The organism is Pontibacillus yanchengensis, from assembly GCF_009856295.1.
Lineage (GTDB): Bacteria > Bacillota > Bacilli > Bacillales > BH030062 > Pontibacillus > Pontibacillus yanchengensis_A.
On record NZ_WMEU01000002.1, the window covers coordinates 558,068 to 575,667 of the forward strand.

Here is a 17,600-nt window from a genome sequence, read left to right on the forward strand (position 1 = left end):
GGAATACAAACTTGTAAATAGTTGATGCTTAGCATTAGGGACTTTGTAAAGTAAAGTCCCGGAGCACATACGTCGCTAAACGGACACTTGCGCTTTTCTAAGATGTCTAGCTCCAGCGCCTGCCGCCTCGGTGTCTTAAGTAAATCCTGTCTGTGGCAAAATCGTCCCGACAGGCTTTGCTTAAGCCTGTCGGGGCTGAACAAGGCGCTCCGAGCTTTTCTTATTTACGTTTGGTTCTTTCTATTGTTTTGTTTACAGCGTCAGTTGTCTTGTCAACAGCGTTCATAGCTGCACTTTCGGTAGCCTCCGCAGCTCCTTGAACGGTATCGAAAACAGTATCTGCGCCATCTTTAAATGTTTTGGCAGCTTTTGTTACATTTTTTTGTGCGCGGTTACTATTGGCCATCCTTCTTCACCTCCTATTCCTTACATGAATAGGTTGCTTTACAAGGACAGTTTTATACTAGTTCACACCTTGGTATATATATGGAATCGCATAGTTTTGCTTGATATATGTACTGATTCCGTCTTTGTAAAATGGCATGTGAAGATCTGCCTCATCTAAATCCATCCATACGACATCTTCTATTTCATTTGGTCTGGAAATATGTATCTCCCCATCTTTTATTTCTCCTTGAAACGTAAAAAATATCGCATGATGCCCATTGTGTTGAAAGAATGATTCATTCACAGAAATTAAGTTGCTTACTGTTACGTCAAATCCAGTTTCCTCTTTAGCTTCCCGAATTGCAGCTTGTTCTAACGTTTCGCCCTTTTCTACAGCTCCACCAGGTAACGAGTAATCATAAGAATCCCCTCGTTTGTTTCGGACCATCAGTATTTTTTGGTTTGGTTCATCAAAAATTAGAGAATAGGCAACATCTACACGTTTCATTAATATGGCACCTCCAACTATTTCAAAACAATATTAATAGTGTATCATGGATAATTTTGAATGTTTAGAAAAAAAGGAGGGTACTGTTAATTTCTGCTTTGGCTTATTTAACGCAATCAAGCTATAATAATAAAGGAACAACACTAAATAACAACTAACAAGACGTGGTGAACATGATGATTGTAATCATTGATAATTATGATTCATTTACATATAACTTAGCTCAATATATAGAAGACATGGTGGGACAAGTCGCAGTGTACCGAAATGATGCTGTTACATTATCAGAACTTAAACAGTTGGAACCAAATGGTATCATTTTATCTCCTGGGCCAGGAACTCCGGACCAAACAGGTATTAGTCGGAGTGTACTTGAAACATTTTATAGAGAGATCCCAATACTCGGGGTATGTTTAGGACATCAATTAATTGTGGAAGCTTTTGGAGGTAGTATTCAAAAAGGGGCTAGTCCTATGCATGGAAAAGTTACCACCATCCATCATGATGAGAAAATAGTTTATCAAGGAGTACCAACGCCTACAAATGTTACGAGGTATCATTCGTTAATTGCTCAAGAGGGGGATTTGCCAAAGTGCTTACAAATTACAGCCAAAACATATGATGGTGTTATTATGGGCGTACGACACAAACATTATCCTGTGGAAGGTTTGCAATTTCACCCTGAGTCTATTTTAAGTACATACGGATATAAGATGTTGCAAAATTTTATTGAATTGACTTCAAAATATAAAGGAAGAATGGTGGGGATATAATATGAATAAATCTCCATTTATGCAATTTGAATTTAAAGAAGAGGCGACACATTCATTACAATTTTCAAACCCAATAAAAGAATTCATGGCTTTTACAATAAAGGACGTACAGCAATGCTTCTCAGAAATCGAAAAGTGGATTGATGAAGGATATTACATAGCCGGATATATTTCCTATGAAGCAGCTCCAGCCTTTGACTCTTCTATGGAAGTCAATGAAGGAAATCAATTGCCTCTTGCATGGTTGGGGGTCTTCCGTGAACCGGATAGAAGTCAAATGCCAATACCTGAAGGGGAATATCAGCTATTAGATTGGGAAGAGGAAACAGGTTATACTTCTTATTATCAAGGAATCGAACAGATTAAACATGCAATAGAAGAAGGTAATACCTACCAGGTGAACTATACGACAAGGCTTCGATCAACGTTTCATGGTGATTCTTATTCATTTTATAAGCAGCTCGTTCAAAATCAAGAATCTCCTTATAGTGCTTATCTCCAACATGAGCGTTTTTCTATTTTGTCTGCTTCCCCAGAGTTGTTTTTTCAAAAGAAACATAATAAGTTAACCACAAAACCTATGAAGGGTACAATGAAGAGAGGTCGTTCTTCCAGTGAAGATGAACTCCTTTCCGAGAAACTTTTTCACTCAGAGAAAGATCGGTCTGAAAATCTAATGATTGTTGATTTGCTTCGTAATGATGTAGGTAGGCTAGCTAGACCAGGTTCTGTAAAAGTGCCAAGCTTATTTGAAATTGAACGGTATCCAACTGTCTTACAAATGACATCAACTATTGAAGCAATCATTAACCCTGCTATACCATTTTTCGAAGTGTTTAAAGCATTATTTCCGTGCGGATCTATTACAGGAGCGCCTAAAATTAGAACGATGCAGTATATCAAACAATTAGAACTATCCCCAAGAGAAGTGTACTGTGGTGCTATTGGGTATATTACACCTGAGCGCGATGCTGTTTTTAACGTACCGATACGAACGGTTTGGATTAATCATGAAAATAATGAAGCAGTCTACGGAACAGGTGGAGGTATTACCTGGGATTCCACATCAGAAGGGGAGTATGAGGAGTTACAAACCAAGGCTAAGTTGCTTACAGAAAAAAGGCGGTCATTTGAACTGTTAGAAAGTATGTTACTGGACGATGGCTTTTATCCTCTTTATTCATTTCATGTAAGGAGACTTCAAAAAAGTGCCTATTATTTTGGTTTTGAGCTCGACTTAAATAATTTGACGGAAACATTGCGAAACGTTTCCGTGCAATACCCAGTAAACAAGTGGAAGATTCGATTGTTACTGTCCAAAGAAGGAAACATTACTGCTGAGGCTCATCCATTAACCATGATGAATGAACCTGTTTTGTGTTCGGTAAGCACCTCATCAATCAACTCAGAAAACCCGTTTTTATATCATAAAACGACCAATAGGGAGGTCTACGTGGATAAGATGAACGAGGCACCAGAGGGAGCATTATCTGTTCTGTTATGGAATGAAAAGGATGAAGCAACAGAATTTACAATTGGAAACCTTGTTGTTGAAAAAGAAGGGGAGTATGTGACGCCTCCTGTCTCGAGTGGTCTATTAGCAGGTACCTTCCGCGAACAACTACTGGAAAATGGGTTGTTGAAGGAAGAGGTTATTAGGATAGATGAGGTGTATGAAGCGGAATCGATATGGATGATCAATGGAGTACGCGGTTGGTTAAGAGTAAACCTTATTTAATACAGAGAACGAAAGGGGGGATACAAGATGGACATGTTGTTATGGGTGCTAGTTGTTGCAGGATTTATTGTTAGTTATATCGGATTAATTTATCCCGTTTTACCTAGTCCGTTATTTTTGTGGATTAGTCTGTTAATCTATCAATTCTTTATTAATGCCAATGAATTATCCATTTGGTTCTGGATTACGATGATTCTTTTGACCGTGTTACTAATCATTTCTGATATTATTATTAATAGTAAAGCGGTTAAGCGGTTTGGGGGATCAAAGTGGGGAGAGAGAATGGCCGCAATAGGTGTTATTGTCGGTTCTTTCATCATCCCTCCAATTGGGGTGATTGTTGTCCCATTTGTGTTAGTGTTTATTACCGAAATGGTACAAAAAGAAGATGTAGAAAAAGCATTTAAATCCTCATTAGGTGCCTTGGTAGGCTTTCTAGGAGGAACAATAGCCAAGCTTATTATTCAAACGTTTATTATTATTTGGTTTGTAATTAGTGTCTTTATTTGGTAAGAGACCCTATTTATAGGGTCTCTTGGTTTATACGGACTTGGTCTAAAGGAGGGATAAATTGAAGGATTTTCATTGTTGTGCTACTTGCATTCATTACCGGGTAGAGAAAACGAGTTCTGGAACGAAACGGTATTGCGAAAGGCTTGGATATGAGACGAATCCAAAGTGGCAATTCAATTGTTGGACTCCAACGGAAACAGTGAAGAAATTAATGGATAAGCAACAAAGTAAACGTGATTAAATCGTTTAATGGTTTCTGTAATTGGTGAAAAAGGATATACTAATACTAATATAGTCTACTAGTTTCATAGACTCGTAGGGGGCTAATAGACTGGTGGGGAAATACATAATAATAGGGAGGAAGGCATGAAGAAACTTAGCATAGGAATAATGTTTTTAGGATTGCTATTAGCACCTTTTATGGGGAGTAAAGCTTCTGCAAACATTGTTCAAACGAACGATACGTACACATATGACATGATGGAGAAAGATTTAGATTCATTAGATGAACAATTTAAAGATTTAATAGAAGTTTATAATATAGGTGACACTCCATATGGAAGAGATTTATATTTGGTGAAGGTTGGTTATGGAGATGCTAACGTCATTTATAATGGCTCTCACCATGCTCGTGAGTGGCTTACCACGACATTAAATATGAAAATGATGGAACGATACGCTCAAGCCTATAATAGTAATAGCAGTCTAGGTGGATATAACGTAAAAGATTTATTACATAATACGACCATGTGGTTCGTGCCCATGGTAAATCCAGATGGTGTTACGTTACAGCAATTTGGATTGGATGCATTTCCTAAAAGTGTACATAACGAATTAATTTCCATGAACAATGGAAGCAGTAACTTTGATCGATGGAAGGCAAACGCCCAAGGAATTGATTTAAATAGACAATATCCAGCAGGTTGGGATTCTGTCATTGCCGTAAATCCAACTCCTAGCTGGAAGAACTATAAAGGGGACCACCCATTCCAAGCTCCAGAAGCAAAAGTGATGAGAGATATCACTTATATTTTGGACCCAGATATCACCTTGGCTTATCATACTGCTGGGCAAATTCTATATTGGAACTTTAATGTGGAGCAATCAAACTTGGCAAGAGACCGCAGAATAGCTTCAAAATTCTCGACAGCTTCTGGTTATCGAATGGTTGATACCCATTCTGGAGCGGGGTACACTGATTGGATTAATCAAGATTTTGATCAACCTGGACTTACTCCAGAGTTAGCGGTGTATCAAGGGGAAACGAATGTTGATCCGAGTAAATTTCAAGAAGCATGGGTTCGTAACAAACATGCAGGGTTAGCTATGGCAGATGAAGGGGTTAAGATTCATACTAAAAAAGAGAAAAACACGGAACAGAAAACAGTTTATGTCGATCAAAAAGCAAAAACAAACATTCTACCAAGCAATCAAGCAGCACCATATGAACAAGTTCAAAACGTAAGGGAAAACTATCATTTAACGTTACCTGAATCAGTAGAGTTATATAGTTGGTATCAGAATTGTCAGGCATGTACCTTACAAGATCAGCAAGCTGCAGATATCTTCGACGAACTTGTTCATTTTACAGAAAAAGATTCTAAGAAAAATATAATTCAGGATAAAACATGGACAATTACATTAAATACAGAAATGGATGCTTCTAGCGCTACAAAAGAAAATGTCTATGTCATGAATCAAGAAGGCAGTAAAATAACCAATCCTTCGATTAAAGTAGACGGGAAACGCGTTATGATTACATCACCGAAATCAAACTATCAATCTGGTAAATCGTACACGTTATATGTAAAGGAGCTCGTATCTACACAAGGTAAAAAGATGGAGCACCCAGTGGAAATGACATTTACAGTTGAATAATTACATTTACAAAGCCAGCTTCTTTTCTTAATGGAAGCTGGCTTTGTCTATACTTAAAAAGCTATTTTTTGAAATTGAAGGAGGCCCAAAGGTTGAGAAGAAATTGCTTCCAGTTAAAAAAATGAGCACATAACATTTGAAGTGAAGGATGAAGGTCCTGGCTTTGAACAGCATCCTCTTCATCAAAACGTACAGGGGGAGGTCTTCGGATTATTTCGTTAATTTAAAGAAATGGGGGGATGGAGCATACAATCATCTACTACAGGAAGTAGCTATCAGTTTTTTGTTCAGACGAAAAAGTAACTTGGAAAAGTCGTCGTTCTTTTCAATACGTATTTATCTGTAGTAACATTGGTGTGTTTTAAAAAGCAATGCAACTAGAAGAAGGGGATACGAAATATGAGTGAACAACATACGGAAGAACGCTATGAATTTTTAGCAGATGATCCTAATTTTAGCGTCATGCCTGTCATGGTCTCGCTAATCATTGGAGCTTTTTTTGCTATTTTAAATGAAACTTTATTAAATATTGCTTTAACAACGTTGATGGAGCAATTCTCGATTTCCGCCCCTACTGTTCAATGGATGGCAACTGGGTTCATGTTAGTTATGGGAATTATGACCCCAATATCAGCTGTTTTATTACAATCATTCACTACAAGAAAAATGTTTATCGGAACCATGACCGTATTTACGATTGGAACGTCAATCTGTGCTATTGCGCCTTCATTTTCTATCCTTTTAACAGGTAGGTTACTACAGGCTGTAGGTACAGGATTATTAATCCCAATTATATTTAATACGTTCCTACTATTGTTCCCACCAGAACGGAGAGGATCGGTAATGGGCACAGTTGGCCTAGTCATCATGTTTGCCCCAGCGATTGGTCCGACATTATCAGGTATTATTGTGGAACATCTTGGTTGGAGATACTTGTTTATTACTGTTATTCCGTTTGCTTTATTCTCTATTGCCTTCGGATATAAATTCTTAAAGAACGTCGGAGAAGTAACAAAACCAAAAATTGATGTCTTCTCTATTTTGTTATCAACCTTAGGGTTTGGTGGCATCGTTCTTGGATTCAGTTTAGCTGGAGAAGGGGAAGCAGGATTTCTTACCCCGAAAGTATACCTTTTAATTATCACCGGGATTGTTTCACTGATATTCTTTACATTACGACAACTAAAATTGCCGGAACCATTATTGGATGTAAGGGTATTTAAATATCCAATGTTTACTTTAGCTGTATCGCTATTTCTTATTATCATCATGACAATGTTTTCGTCGGAAATCATTTTACCGATGTACATGCAAGGTCCATTGGAAATAAAAGCTGCAACGGCTGGATTAGTACTTTTACCAGGAGCTTTGTTAAATGGGTTAATGTCACCTGTAATGGGAAAATTATTCGATAGATTTGGCCCTAGAAAGCTAATGATTCCAGCCACGTTTACGCTGTCTATTATTATGTTTGCGTTAAGTAGAATAGGGATGGACACACCACTTTGGTATATTATTGTTTGTTATCTATTCTTAATGTTATCTATTTCTGCCGTAATGATGCCAGCCCAAACCAATGGATTAAACCAGCTTCCAAAATCGTTATATCCTCATGGAACAGCTATTATGAATACACTTCAGCCTGTAGCAGGAGCGATGGGAGTTGCAGTCTTTATAGGAATTATGACTAGCAGGCAGCAAGCTTACTTGAGTAATGCCGCAAATCCAAATAACCCAACAACTATTAATGAAGGAATGGTTGCTGGTGTAGAGTTAGTTTATTTAATTGTATTTGCTGTAGTTGCTACAGGTTTTGTTCTTACCTTATTCGTTAAACGAGCAACTCCAGAAGATATCCAAACGACTGAAAGCGAAGCAGAGACTAGTTCATAATGATTTCAGTGTAAAAAAGGGAAGTAGGTACTTATGGAGTGCCTGCTTTTTTATATAATGAAATCCATATATATACATCCGATTCTTGATATTATCTAGAGAAATGCAGTGAAAAAATCCGTAATATTGTTATAGATAGAAAAAAGAGGAGCGCACAGTGTTGTGGTTGGAAATGTGCTCTCCTCTTTCGTTATTACTCTATTTTTCTGCTTGTTTATCTAATAATTCTATCAGAGCTTCCGGGGTTATACCTTTTTGTTCCATTTTATTAATAAAAGGTAACCATTTTTCAAACTTATCATATACTTCGTCCGTTTCCTCAGGATTTTCTCCAATAAATGTTGATAGAGATGCATCATACGTTAGAGCTACTTGTCTAAGAGTTTGTAGTGATGCAGTTTGTGCCCCACTCTCTATACCCGAAAGGTCTTTATGGTTTAACTCAAGTTTCGCGGCTAATTCCTCTATTGTATCGTTATGTTCTTCGCGTAAGGCTTTGATTGTGGTACCAACGTTATTCATACGAATCTCCTTTTAGAAATAGTTCTATTATTATATCTCTAAATACCATACTAAATTGAATAGCCCCTTAAATCAAAGTATTTCTTTAGACTAATGGAGTATCTGGGGAATTTATTTACCCTGATGCATTTTTAGGATAAGTTAACAGCATTATATTGGAAAACGATGAGCAAATTTTTAAAGCTCATCTTTTATAATGTCCTTCGGTGGAAATGATGGAAATAATTAATAGTGAATCCTCCACGCCTCCTGTGTTACTTTATAATTGATTACGATCGAAGGAGGTAGATTCTTTGTTTAAAAAAACATGGATTTTTACTATTGTAGCTCTTTGCACACTAGCTTTTTCATTTCCGGAGCAAAGTTCTGCCCATGCAAATGCTTATACCGTTCAAAAGGGCGATTCGTTATATAAGATTGCGATGAAATATGGAGCTCCATTGAAACAAGTAATGGCGATGAATAACAAGGAAAACGCAATGATTTACCCTGGTGAACAGGTGAAAATCCCTGTACACGCTAGTGCTTCTGAACAAGACCTTCTTAGTCGACTTGTCGAAGCGGAAGCAAAAGGAGAGAGCTATGCAGGTAAAGTAGCTGTTGCCACTGTCGTCTTGAATCGGGTAGAAAGTGATCGCTTTCCAGATTCTATTAAAGGAGTCATTTATGATGGGAAACAATTTTCGCCAGTTTTAAATGGAAGCATCAACCAACCAGCTAGTCATGAATCCAAGCGTGCTGTGAAGGAAGCTCTCGCTTATCAAGGATATGACAATGAATCTCTATTCTTCTACAATCCAGATAAGGCACAAAGTAAATACCTTAGTAATAAAGAAGTTACAACTGTTATTGGTAATCATTTTTTCTTAAGATAAACATAAAAGGCAAGCACTCAATCAGGGGTGTTTGCCTTTTTCATAGTTTAGAAAATGTTAAATATGTTGGCTTGTATGTAAAGCTAGTAAGTTATAGAGATCACGTCTAGCTTTTGTTGTAAGGAAGTACAACGCCCCTGAAAAAAGAAAGCTATGAATATTGATATCCTAACTACGGAAAAGTAATCCCTTATGACCTTGTTAACGTTTTGGATATGGTATAGACCCTTTGTGCGAACCTTACCATCAGACTTGAATTGATAAATATCCATCCTTTTTCAGCAGCATATGTTTTAAAGGCACGCCAAGAATCGGTGCATAAAACATTTTCATTTGAAAGTTTATGTCCGATAGCCTTGTCTAACTGCTCTTTTGTTAATCGGCCCATTCCCAATGTCTGCGAAAAAGTCATCTTTTCACGGTCTCTTGCGACTAAGACACAAACTTGTTCGTTGCTTATGCCCCGTTTCTTAGCGAATAAGATATTTCCATTTGTTTTAATGATGATAAGAGTTTGTGTCTCCAGTAGAACAATGTAACGTGAGTAACATTACCAACCAATTCAGCAGATTTACGCAGAGAATATCCCTCTATCATACATTCGATGAATTTAATCCATTAATTGAGATGGCGTGTTCGATATAGAGCAGTATTTGTTAGTCAGTAAATGTCTTTTTACACGCTTTACAGCGATAACGTTGCTTTTCTACTTCATCGCCATCAACAATCATTGAGTATGTGCCATACCGAACGAAATGTTCTGGTAGTTGTAATGGATGATGAAAATCGTGTAGTATTACAAAAAAGAAAAGATGTTGGATTGTGGGGACTTCCTTCTGGTAATGTAGAGCCTGGAGAAACTATTTCAGAAGCAGCAATCAGGGAAGTGAAGGAAGAGACAAATCTGGATATAAGTATAATGAAACTAATCGGAGTATATTCAGATCCTAGTAATCAATCATTCACGTATCCAAGTGGAAATGTCGTCCACTTTATCATCTCCTGTTTCTTAGTAGAAATAGTAGGAGGAACGATTACGCCCTGTTCTAACGAATCAATGGATGTAAGGTTGTTTTATCAGGAAGACATACCACTAAAAGACCTAATCACTATGCACCCTAAATGGTTAGAGGATGCATGTTCAACTCAAGAAAAGGCATTTATACGCTAAGATTCTTATATAATAATAGTCATAGTAAACATCATTTGCTTTAATAAAGTAATAGAGAGAAGGGAGAATTCATGTGAAAAATAAATGGGAATCCGCCTTTTCCTCCTTATCTCAGATTACGGTCTCCTCTAATGACAATAATGAACCTGTAACCATCCAGAGTGTCCCAGAGGATATTAAGTGTATAGGTATTGGGACAGATGCGGCAGTATTTCAATCAGTTGATGAACCTTTGTATGCATATAAACTATATGCAAGAGATAAAGTATCGAAACTAAAAGTAGAAGAAGAAATCTACAAACGGTTAGGAAATTCTAACTTTTTTTCATGGTGTTATGACTCTTATGATAACCTTCTTGTGCTACAGTACGAGGAAGGACTTACTCTATTCGACTGCCTATTGCAAGGCATCCATATACCGAAGCAGGTCGTCAATGATGTGGAAGAAGCTAGAGAATATGTGCGGGAGAAGGGCTTAAACCCGAGAGATATTCATTTGAAGAATATTTTGTTACAAAACGGGCGAGCCAAAATAATTGATGTATCAGAATATGTCCAACCAGGTGATGATTTTCGATGGAACCACTTAAAGCGAGCCTATGAAGAGTATTATCACCTTGTTGATGAGAAATGTGTCCCTTTTTGGGTAGTGGAAACGGTACGTAAATGGTATAACCAATCTAAAAAAACAACCTCATTTGAGGAATTTATGAAGGTTGTATTGAAATTGACAACCTTTACAAAACATTAATTAAAGAAAGGGTTTGAATTACATGTCTAACGTTAACCCCTTTCTGATGTTTGAAGGTAAAGCTGAGAGAGCAATGAATTATTATACTTCCATCTTTGATGATTCGGAAATCCTATCGTTATGGAAAGAATGAACAGGGGTGGAAGAAAGTATCATGCAAGCTTCTTTTTCAATAAAAGGTCAAGAAATTATGTGCATAGATAGTAGTGTGAAACATGATTTTTCATTCACCCCATCATTCTCATTGTTCATTACGTGAGACTTAGAAGTAGAATTTACGCCAGTTTTATAAGGAATTAAGTGATGGTGGGGAAGCGCTCATGCCTCTAAATGATTATGGTTTTAGTAAGCAATTTGGTTGGATTGTTGACCAATTTGGGTTTTATTGGAAAATGAATCTCCCGTTCTCAAACGAATAATGGATATAAATTAGAGTAGTGATATAGTATGAAAATAAGAAATTGTAGCCCTCAAGATCACTAAATAAGCTCTTTGCTAAGTAAATGGTGAGGAGATCGAACAATATCTGTAACTAGACTCTTTTTTGAACACTTTCAGAATACTAGCTTCATCATATAGCTTCACGAGGAGATTATTGGTTTTTGTATCGCAATCAAAAGAAGGAGAGGCTTATATTCACTTAGTAGGTGTTCATCCAGATTATCGAAATCAAGGGTTAGCTTATAAGTTGTATACGCTATTTATAGAATGGAGATGGTGTTGATCGTGTGTTGTTTATGAAAAGAATATAACATACATAATTTATCAAGTAGAAATGCGGAAGAAAAAGCCTGATTTCACAATTGGATTCTTGTGTAAATCAGGCTTTTAAAGTTAAATTATAATGCCAATCGAAATGCTTTTACGATAACACCATCATTTGCGGGTTCAAAATCATATTGTGGTAATCGTTCAAATCCATACCGTTCATATAGTGCTATGGCATCTCTCATAAATTGCCCTGTGTGTAAGCCGATAAACTCATATCCTTGTACTCTTGCTCGTCGAATACACTCATCTATTAAGGCTGAGGCAACTCCTTGTCCACGTGCTTCTGGTGATACCGCTAAAACTCGAATCTCAGGATAATCTAAAACATCTACATAACCTTCATATGCGTCTGTTTTAGCAGGGAATAGCGCAACACTTCCCATGATGCTACCTTCACGTTTTGCGATAAGCAGTTCCACTCCAGGCTGCTGGTCGGCATCTGATGAAATTGCTTGTTTCAAGGCCTTCCAATGTTCATCTGGTATGGACTGGATATGATCTCGATAAGCATTGACTCGCTGCTCTCTAATAACTGGTAATTCATCCTGTGTTGCTTCGCGAATAGTCATAGTCATAACTTGTTAGTTTCCTTTCTTACGTCTGAACTTATCGTTAGAATTACTTAATGTAGCTCCTGAATGAGGTGTTTCCAACACTGAATTCAGGACCTTAAATGGAGTTCTATTTTTCTGTTTAATACTAACTTTACTCTACGTTTATAGTACAGTAAGGAATACCCAACCCCTTATCTTGTTAAAAAGTTTTCCGTATAAAAGGGCCTAGACTCATCATCATAGGCTACACCTACCGTAAGCCTCTCAAATCTCTGGTTTAGGATATTCTCTCTGTGACCGAGTGAATTCATTAATCCGGCGTGGGTGAAGATACTGCTTTGTTGACCTGCCGCGATATTCTCTCCTGCCGTAATAAAGGAAATGTCATCCTCCCTCATACGGTCAAAAGGCGATTGCCCCTCCAGATTCTTATGGCTAAAGTATCCGTTTTTTGCCATATCGACACTATGGTCTCGGGCGGTTTTTCTTGCTCGTTCATCCCATGTTAAAGTGGGTAATTGATGTTTGACTCTTGCTGCGTTGGTAAGATCAAATAATTGATATTCAAACCCGAGTTTTAATGGTTTACTAGGTTCTGCATAAAACCTTTGCTTATCCTGCTCAAGGTTAGCAGAGATGATTTGGATCGCTGTTACTTGATTTTGTTCATGATTATCAAAAAAAATTGTTACATAATTCTGGTTTAAAAGGAATGTATGGTACTCTCCATCACCACTTATCTGATAATGGGTCATCCCTTTTTTTATGGTTTTAAGGGGTTCCCCTAACGTTTCAAGAACCGAAGCTCGTGTACTAGCAAATGAAATGCCAAATTTTGATGTTAACAAGTCCTGGTTTGTATATAAGCCAACCACTTTATTTTGATCATTATAAGCGGCCATGAAAAAATTATGATAGTCTTCATGATAGGTTTCCCACTCCACACCATATTCGTTAAGCGTCTCTCGCTTGGGGGCACCAACCTTTTGTTCGACTTTAGCACGAGAATCACCAATTTCAACATTATGAACAGAAAACGATTGTTGGTGAGGCGTAGCTAACTCTGGTTTGTCCGGTGCAGGTTGTACGGCTTCATCTTGTTCGGTATCTTCAAAGGTGTTTTGTAACTGTCCAATCACTAATCGAAATTCCCTCTCCACTTGATCTACTACGTTTTTTATATGGGGATTGTTTTTTATATTATTGATATCTTCTTGAATTGCTTCGCTAGTGCCTTTCATGCCTGACTGTTTCAGGTCATCGCCATAAAAGTACCAAAAGCCTCCTACTAGAAGCAACAACACAAAGATCCGTCGGAAAATCGACAATCTTAACACTCCTGACCTATATCAAATGAATAATAATAGTATCTCCTATATTTATTGTATAGCATAATCTTATTCCGCTGTGGGTTTTTGATTTATAAACCTTTAAAAGGGTAGCACTTTAATAAGGATAATACAAAAAGGGGATTCTTAAACTGATGTGAAATGACATATTAAGACTATTATTGAAATTCAGATGGATTAAGTCAATTCATAAATAATGGCACGAATAGGGCGTATTATTGTTTATGCTAGTAACCTCTTCTTAAGGTGATTGGATATTTATGTTAGTATTGACGTTGTTTTGAGGCGACCATTTGGGATGAGAAAAATAGCTTTCAGATAAATGGTGAAGTTGACCGTGAACGAACCAATACAATCCAAAATTTAAATAAAACAATGATTTATTCGGCACCATTATCCTGTTTTGAGAAAAATCCTCCAAGTAAAGCTGACTATGGACCAACGAAGAGTACCCACAATATTCAATCAGTCAAATAAATTTCCATTAAAAGTTCCAACAGAAATGCCGAGTTCATTCCAGAAGTTTAAACTACAGACTGGAACGATATCCAAGATGGTAGAGATATAGCGATTGAGTTTAAGAGCAACTTCTAAAGAGACAGATAGTATATTAAGCTTTTATGCAAAGGATTATGATATGTCGATATTACAATCATTTAAGAAAGATGCAGAAATAATTTCTCTTGAAAAGGATGTAGATGTATATTTTAACCCTCCTGATAAAAAATTAGCTGAATGGTACTCAGGTCACATTTCTTGGGTAGACAGAGTAATGTTTTTTATTCTGTTGAAATGACGGGATCTGACCTAAAAGCAAGTGATGTAAAAAGAATATTGCTTGATCTAGTAAAACAAACGCAATAAACGGTTGTTGTATATCCGTTTTGAATGAAAAGGGGAAATTATATGAATCAAGCAGCAAAGGAATATTGGGATACATATTGGGGAGGTCAAGTAACACCTGAATCCGTTAGTGCTTGGCAGTTTGGTGAAGATGCGGATTATTTAGCGCAATTAGTTATGGATGGTATGAAAACCGCTACTTGTTCTGGACATATATTTTATGAGCTCGAAAACGAACCTTTACCAATTATAGAGGATTATAGCATTATTCTAAACAGTAACGATCAACCAGTAGCAATAATTAAAACCACTGACGTTACTATTTTGCCGATGAACCAAGTATCAGAAGAATTTGCAGCGGCTGAAGGTGAAGGTGACCTGAGCTACGCATATTGGTGGAATACCCATGAAACCTTTTTTCGTTCTGGGTTAAAGGAGTTTGGCTTAGAATTCTCAGAAGATATGTTAGTTGTTTGTGAGCGGTTTAAGCTAATCGATGTTAATGAAAAATAATAAGGATTGTATCATTTTTGAAAAGTGTGAATGGCAATTAAATACACGAAATAAGTCGAAGAATCTCTCAAATTAATAGAAGCCCTACGGAATGGAAGTAGTCCAATGCGGAGCTTTTTTAATTGTAATATTCATCCAAGTGACCATTAAAAAGGATAAAACAATTATTACTTGATTAAAGGATTATTCTGTTAAATGATACGACATATTTGTAATAGAAATTACGATAGCTAGTGTGACAGGTTTTATAAAATAATTTTGCATGTAGAGCCTGGTGGAATATTCACTCGCAAATGGGTATGAATATACTAGCTTTCTAATGTATGAATGGTTTTATTTATTGATTTATCTCGAATTCATGTATTCAGGATAAGGGCCATAATATGGAAGACTTGGATTCGAGATATTTACAATGCAATAAAACTCTTTAAAAAAAGTGAAATATTAATATGGATATTTATGTTAAAGTGTGGTCAGGTATTTAAAGTACATATAATGTCAATTTAACTATTAAGGAGAATAAAGATGGCTTGTTTAAAACCCGATGTCCTAGTATTAGGAACATATCATATGGGGGATCGAGGGGAAAGGGACCTTTATCAATTAAAATCAAATATAAATAGTGATAAGAAACAAGAAGAAATTCTCGAAGTCATTGAATGTATTAAAGCATATAAGCCTACAAAAGTGGCCGTCGAATTTGAAACTGTAAGAGCAGACATTTTAGAAGAACAATATAAAAAATACATAAACAATGAATTAGAAGATTTGGAACCCGATGAAATACATCAATTTGGATTTCGAATTGCTGAGGAACTAGGCCATAAAGAAATTTACCCAGTAGATTGGAATCGTCCAGTCGGTGGTGTGCCCATGGGATTTGTTTATGAACTATTAAAAGAAACTGACGAAGAATTGTATAACCAAATAATTGAAGAAGGTGAAAAAAATAATAAACTTGAACAAGAATTAATAAATACAAAATCTATAAGAGAAGTATTGGTTGCGATAAATCACCTAGACAATTTAAAAAAACAACAAGAGATACACATGAAATTAGCTCTAGCTTCCGTTAATGATTATTATCTTGGAATTGATTGGCTAGCAAATTATTGGTATCGTCGTAATCTAATTATCTTTAATAATGTAAAACAACTGGTTGATCATTCCAATGAACGAATTCTTGTGATATACGGTGCAGGTCACAAATATTTACTTGATCAATTTTTTGAGGATAGTGGTAAATTTAACGTTCAATCAATTACAGATTATTTATAATAGCTTTATCTTGAAAACAAGTCTTCAGGACAAGGGGGATATATGGAAAAAAAGAAGAGAGACTTTCTAAAAGAACACTTAGCAGCAATTTCTTTTTTCTTATTGATTGCATTATTTGATCAGATTATTAAAGTTGGTTGGATTGAAACCAAGTATGTCTTAATCTTTTCTGCAGGTTATACTGTTGTTATGCTTTTTGACTATTATAGAAGGTACTCAGATAGTGAAAGTAATAAATAATTGGAACCTAAGCATCCAACTTAGGTGCTTAGGTTTTTCCTTTCTATCAGTATTCTTTTCATATTCAAGTAGGACGCTTTGGTGCTCCAGTTTCTTTAGTAGAGGCAAAATAAGGAGCACCTTGTGATTTGCGTTTTTTCTTCTATTAAACCAGAAATTTGTATTAATGGCGCTAATTGAATTTGTTATTTATGTTATTATAAACCCTAATTTCGAAGATTACTCACAAAGGGGATAAAGAAAAGTTCCATTTTAGGATATAAATTAAGAAAGGGGAGAGACTTATTAAGTGGAATTATTATAAGTTAAGTTATAAAAGGAAGTTTAAACGAACCCTATTTACTACTCCAATTATCATTTTTATACTTATTATTAATTATTATTTCGGTGACTGGAAATCGCCATATTCTGAAATTTTAACATCAATAATCGTAATCATAATATCTTCACAATTGATTTATACATATAAAATGTGGAAGAAAAAAGAAAGTTAGTAGCTAAATAAAAATAACATAAGTAAATAGATAAATTCGATCCATTTTAAATCCTCATACAATGGTGGTATATGAATTTTTTCAAGCTTTCTTGGATTTACCTCTAGATTTATATATATCAAGTAGAGGAAAAGAGAATTTAACTCGAATTCAAGTATTTAATGCAATCGCGAAATAGGTATAAAATGGAGGTTCTTTTCTTTGAAGGTTAAATCTTACTTATTAATATTGATAGTGTTCATGATAATAGCTTCAATATTATTTAGTGTGTACTCTCACTATAATAATAAAGCTAAGCAAGGAATTGTGAATAGCTTGAAAATTCATATTGATTCTTTGGATGAATTACAAAGTCGAATTGAAAAGATAGATGATAATAAATTAAATAAAGAAGAAATATCATTAGCTAGCACCTTATTAACTGTTTATGGCATTCTAATAATGTAAGGATTGGCATTTAATTTATGCCGGCCCCCGCGGGGGCCGGCATAAATTAAAAAAGTCACTTGCCAACCCCTCATAATAACTTTAAACTCCTCGTTGGACCAA

Annotated in this window: 19 protein-coding genes and 2 pseudogenes; 15 read left to right on the forward strand and 6 right to left on the reverse strand. The window is 36.0% G+C overall.

Annotation, left to right across the window (positions count from 1 at the left end; translation table 11 throughout):
• Positions 1 to 220: 220 nt before the first annotated feature.
• Positions 221 to 406, reverse strand: a complete 186-nt coding sequence (locus GLW08_RS09975) for a hypothetical protein (RefSeq protein ID WP_160848466.1) — start codon at positions 404 to 406, stop codon at positions 221 to 223.
• Positions 407 to 463: 57 nt separating this feature from the next.
• A complete protein-coding gene (locus GLW08_RS09980) occupies positions 464 to 895 on the reverse strand; it encodes an NUDIX hydrolase (protein ID WP_160848467.1) in 432 nt (143 codons plus the stop codon).
• Between the two features lie 173 nt (positions 896 to 1,068).
• Between GLW08_RS09980 and GLW08_RS09985 the strand changes: the two genes are divergently transcribed.
• The 6 genes from GLW08_RS09985 (at position 1,069) to GLW08_RS10010 (ending at position 7,690) form a co-directional block, all read left to right on the forward strand.
• The gene (locus GLW08_RS09985) at positions 1,069 to 1,668 is read left to right on the forward strand and encodes an aminodeoxychorismate/anthranilate synthase component II (protein ID WP_337193925.1); all 600 of its coding nucleotides are present in this window, start codon (positions 1,069 to 1,071) and stop codon (positions 1,666 to 1,668) included.
• 1 nt (position 1,669) lies between these two features.
• Positions 1,670 to 3,406, forward strand: a complete 1,737-nt coding sequence (gene pabB, locus GLW08_RS09990) for an aminodeoxychorismate synthase component I (RefSeq protein WP_160848468.1) — start codon at positions 1,670 to 1,672, stop codon at positions 3,404 to 3,406.
• Positions 3,407 to 3,433: 27 nt separating this feature from the next.
• Positions 3,434 to 3,919 carry a DUF456 domain-containing protein gene (locus GLW08_RS09995; RefSeq protein ID WP_160848469.1) on the forward strand — a complete coding sequence of 162 codons (486 nt, stop codon included), beginning with the start codon at positions 3,434 to 3,436 and terminating at the stop codon, positions 3,917 to 3,919.
• A gap of 58 nt (positions 3,920 to 3,977) precedes the next feature.
• Positions 3,978 to 4,160 carry a hypothetical protein gene (locus GLW08_RS10000; protein WP_160848470.1) on the forward strand — a complete coding sequence of 61 codons (183 nt, stop codon included), beginning with the start codon at positions 3,978 to 3,980 and terminating at the stop codon, positions 4,158 to 4,160.
• A gap of 125 nt (positions 4,161 to 4,285) precedes the next feature.
• Entirely contained in the window at positions 4,286 to 5,797 is a 1,512-nt protein-coding gene (locus GLW08_RS10005; protein ID WP_160848471.1) for a M14 family zinc carboxypeptidase, read from the forward strand.
• 399 nt (positions 5,798 to 6,196) lie between these two features.
• On the forward strand, positions 6,197 to 7,690 hold the full coding sequence (locus tag GLW08_RS10010) for an MDR family MFS transporter (RefSeq protein ID WP_160848472.1): 1,494 nt from the start codon (positions 6,197 to 6,199) through the stop codon (positions 7,688 to 7,690).
• A 198-nt stretch (positions 7,691 to 7,888) separates the two neighbouring features.
• Here the strand turns inward: GLW08_RS10010 and GLW08_RS10015 are convergent, their stop codons facing one another.
• Positions 7,889 to 8,212 (reverse strand): helix-turn-helix domain-containing protein, encoded by a 324-nt coding sequence (locus tag GLW08_RS10015; protein WP_160848473.1) that lies wholly within the window; start codon positions 8,210 to 8,212, stop codon positions 7,889 to 7,891.
• A gap of 293 nt (positions 8,213 to 8,505) precedes the next feature.
• Between GLW08_RS10015 and GLW08_RS10020 the strand changes: the two genes are divergently transcribed.
• Positions 8,506 to 9,087 (forward strand): cell wall hydrolase, encoded by a 582-nt coding sequence (locus tag GLW08_RS10020; RefSeq protein WP_160848474.1) that lies wholly within the window; start codon positions 8,506 to 8,508, stop codon positions 9,085 to 9,087.
• A gap of 188 nt (positions 9,088 to 9,275) precedes the next feature.
• On the opposite strand, the pseudogene GLW08_RS10025 reads toward GLW08_RS10020, so the two are convergent.
• A pseudogene (locus GLW08_RS10025) lies at positions 9,276 to 9,848 on the reverse strand (IS1595 family transposase); the annotation flags it as partial.
• 11 nt (positions 9,849 to 9,859) lie between these two features.
• On the opposite strand from GLW08_RS10025, the gene GLW08_RS10030 reads away from it, so the two are divergent.
• The 4 genes and pseudogenes from GLW08_RS10030 (at position 9,860) to GLW08_RS22410 (ending at position 11,733) form a co-directional block, all read left to right on the forward strand.
• Positions 9,860 to 10,258, forward strand: coding sequence for an NUDIX domain-containing protein (locus GLW08_RS10030; RefSeq protein WP_237458386.1), 399 nt, complete (start codon positions 9,860 to 9,862; stop codon positions 10,256 to 10,258).
• Positions 10,259 to 10,331: 73 nt separating this feature from the next.
• On the forward strand, positions 10,332 to 11,009 hold the full coding sequence (locus tag GLW08_RS10035) for a serine/threonine protein kinase (protein WP_160848475.1): 678 nt from the start codon (positions 10,332 to 10,334) through the stop codon (positions 11,007 to 11,009).
• A 22-nt stretch (positions 11,010 to 11,031) separates the two neighbouring features.
• A pseudogene (locus tag GLW08_RS10040) lies at positions 11,032 to 11,428 on the forward strand (VOC family protein).
• A gap of 176 nt (positions 11,429 to 11,604) precedes the next feature.
• Positions 11,605 to 11,733 (forward strand): GNAT family N-acetyltransferase, encoded by a 129-nt coding sequence (locus tag GLW08_RS22410; RefSeq protein WP_160848476.1) that lies wholly within the window; start codon positions 11,605 to 11,607, stop codon positions 11,731 to 11,733.
• Between the two features lie 115 nt (positions 11,734 to 11,848).
• Here GLW08_RS22410 and GLW08_RS10050 read toward each other — a convergent pair whose 3' ends face one another.
• Together GLW08_RS10050 and GLW08_RS10055 are read right to left on the reverse strand one after the other, a co-directional pair.
• Positions 11,849 to 12,349: a GNAT family N-acetyltransferase gene (locus GLW08_RS10050; protein WP_160848528.1), complete on the reverse strand. Its 501-nt coding sequence runs from the start codon at positions 12,347 to 12,349 to the stop codon at positions 11,849 to 11,851.
• 176 nt (positions 12,350 to 12,525) lie between these two features.
• On the reverse strand, positions 12,526 to 13,662 hold the full coding sequence (locus GLW08_RS10055) for a CAP domain-containing protein (RefSeq protein ID WP_237458387.1): 1,137 nt from the start codon (positions 13,660 to 13,662) through the stop codon (positions 12,526 to 12,528).
• A gap of 592 nt (positions 13,663 to 14,254) precedes the next feature.
• Here GLW08_RS10055 and GLW08_RS10060 point away from each other — a divergent pair.
• From GLW08_RS10060 to GLW08_RS10075, 4 genes are all read left to right on the forward strand, one after another.
• Complete coding sequence (locus GLW08_RS10060; protein ID WP_160848477.1) at positions 14,255 to 14,479, forward strand: hypothetical protein; 225 nt, start codon at positions 14,255 to 14,257, stop codon at positions 14,477 to 14,479.
• Positions 14,480 to 14,589: 110 nt separating this feature from the next.
• The gene (locus GLW08_RS10065; protein WP_160848478.1) at positions 14,590 to 15,039 is read left to right on the forward strand and encodes an ASCH domain-containing protein; all 450 of its coding nucleotides are present in this window, start codon (positions 14,590 to 14,592) and stop codon (positions 15,037 to 15,039) included.
• A 525-nt stretch (positions 15,040 to 15,564) separates the two neighbouring features.
• On the forward strand, positions 15,565 to 16,317 hold the full coding sequence (locus GLW08_RS10070) for a DUF5694 domain-containing protein (RefSeq protein ID WP_160848479.1): 753 nt from the start codon (positions 15,565 to 15,567) through the stop codon (positions 16,315 to 16,317).
• A gap of 42 nt (positions 16,318 to 16,359) precedes the next feature.
• A complete protein-coding gene (locus tag GLW08_RS10075; protein WP_160848480.1) occupies positions 16,360 to 16,557 on the forward strand; it encodes a hypothetical protein in 198 nt (65 codons plus the stop codon).
• The last annotated feature ends 1,043 nt before the right edge of the window (positions 16,558 to 17,600 follow it).

Excerpts from the sequence above, each read along its gene's own strand:
- GLW08_RS10065 (WP_160848478.1), top strand. The coding sequence starts at position 14,590 with ATGAATCAAGCAGCAAAGGAATATTGGGATACATATTGGGGAGGTCAA.
- GLW08_RS10050 (WP_160848528.1), bottom strand. The coding sequence starts at position 12,349 with ATGACTATTCGCGAAGCAACACAGGATGAATTACCAGTTATTAGAGAG.
- GLW08_RS10010 (WP_160848472.1), top strand. The coding sequence starts at position 6,197 with ATGAGTGAACAACATACGGAAGAACGCTATGAATTTTTAGCAGATGAT.
- GLW08_RS10070 (WP_160848479.1), top strand. The coding sequence starts at position 15,565 with ATGGCTTGTTTAAAACCCGATGTCCTAGTATTAGGAACATATCATATG.
- GLW08_RS09980 (WP_160848467.1), bottom strand. The coding sequence starts at position 895 with ATGAAACGTGTAGATGTTGCCTATTCTCTAATTTTTGATGAACCAAAC.
- GLW08_RS09995 (WP_160848469.1), top strand. The coding sequence starts at position 3,434 with ATGGACATGTTGTTATGGGTGCTAGTTGTTGCAGGATTTATTGTTAGT.
- pabB (WP_160848468.1), top strand. The coding sequence starts at position 1,670 with ATGAATAAATCTCCATTTATGCAATTTGAATTTAAAGAAGAGGCGACA.
- GLW08_RS10015 (WP_160848473.1), bottom strand. The coding sequence starts at position 8,212 with ATGAATAACGTTGGTACCACAATCAAAGCCTTACGCGAAGAACATAAC.
- GLW08_RS10030 (WP_237458386.1), top strand. The coding sequence starts at position 9,860 with ATGGATGATGAAAATCGTGTAGTATTACAAAAAAGAAAAGATGTTGGA.
- GLW08_RS09985 (WP_337193925.1), top strand. The coding sequence starts at position 1,069 with ATGATGATTGTAATCATTGATAATTATGATTCATTTACATATAACTTA.
- GLW08_RS10075 (WP_160848480.1), top strand. The coding sequence starts at position 16,360 with ATGGAAAAAAAGAAGAGAGACTTTCTAAAAGAACACTTAGCAGCAATT.
- GLW08_RS10005 (WP_160848471.1), top strand. The coding sequence starts at position 4,286 with ATGAAGAAACTTAGCATAGGAATAATGTTTTTAGGATTGCTATTAGCA.
- GLW08_RS09975 (WP_160848466.1), bottom strand. The coding sequence starts at position 406 with ATGGCCAATAGTAACCGCGCACAAAAAAATGTAACAAAAGCTGCCAAA.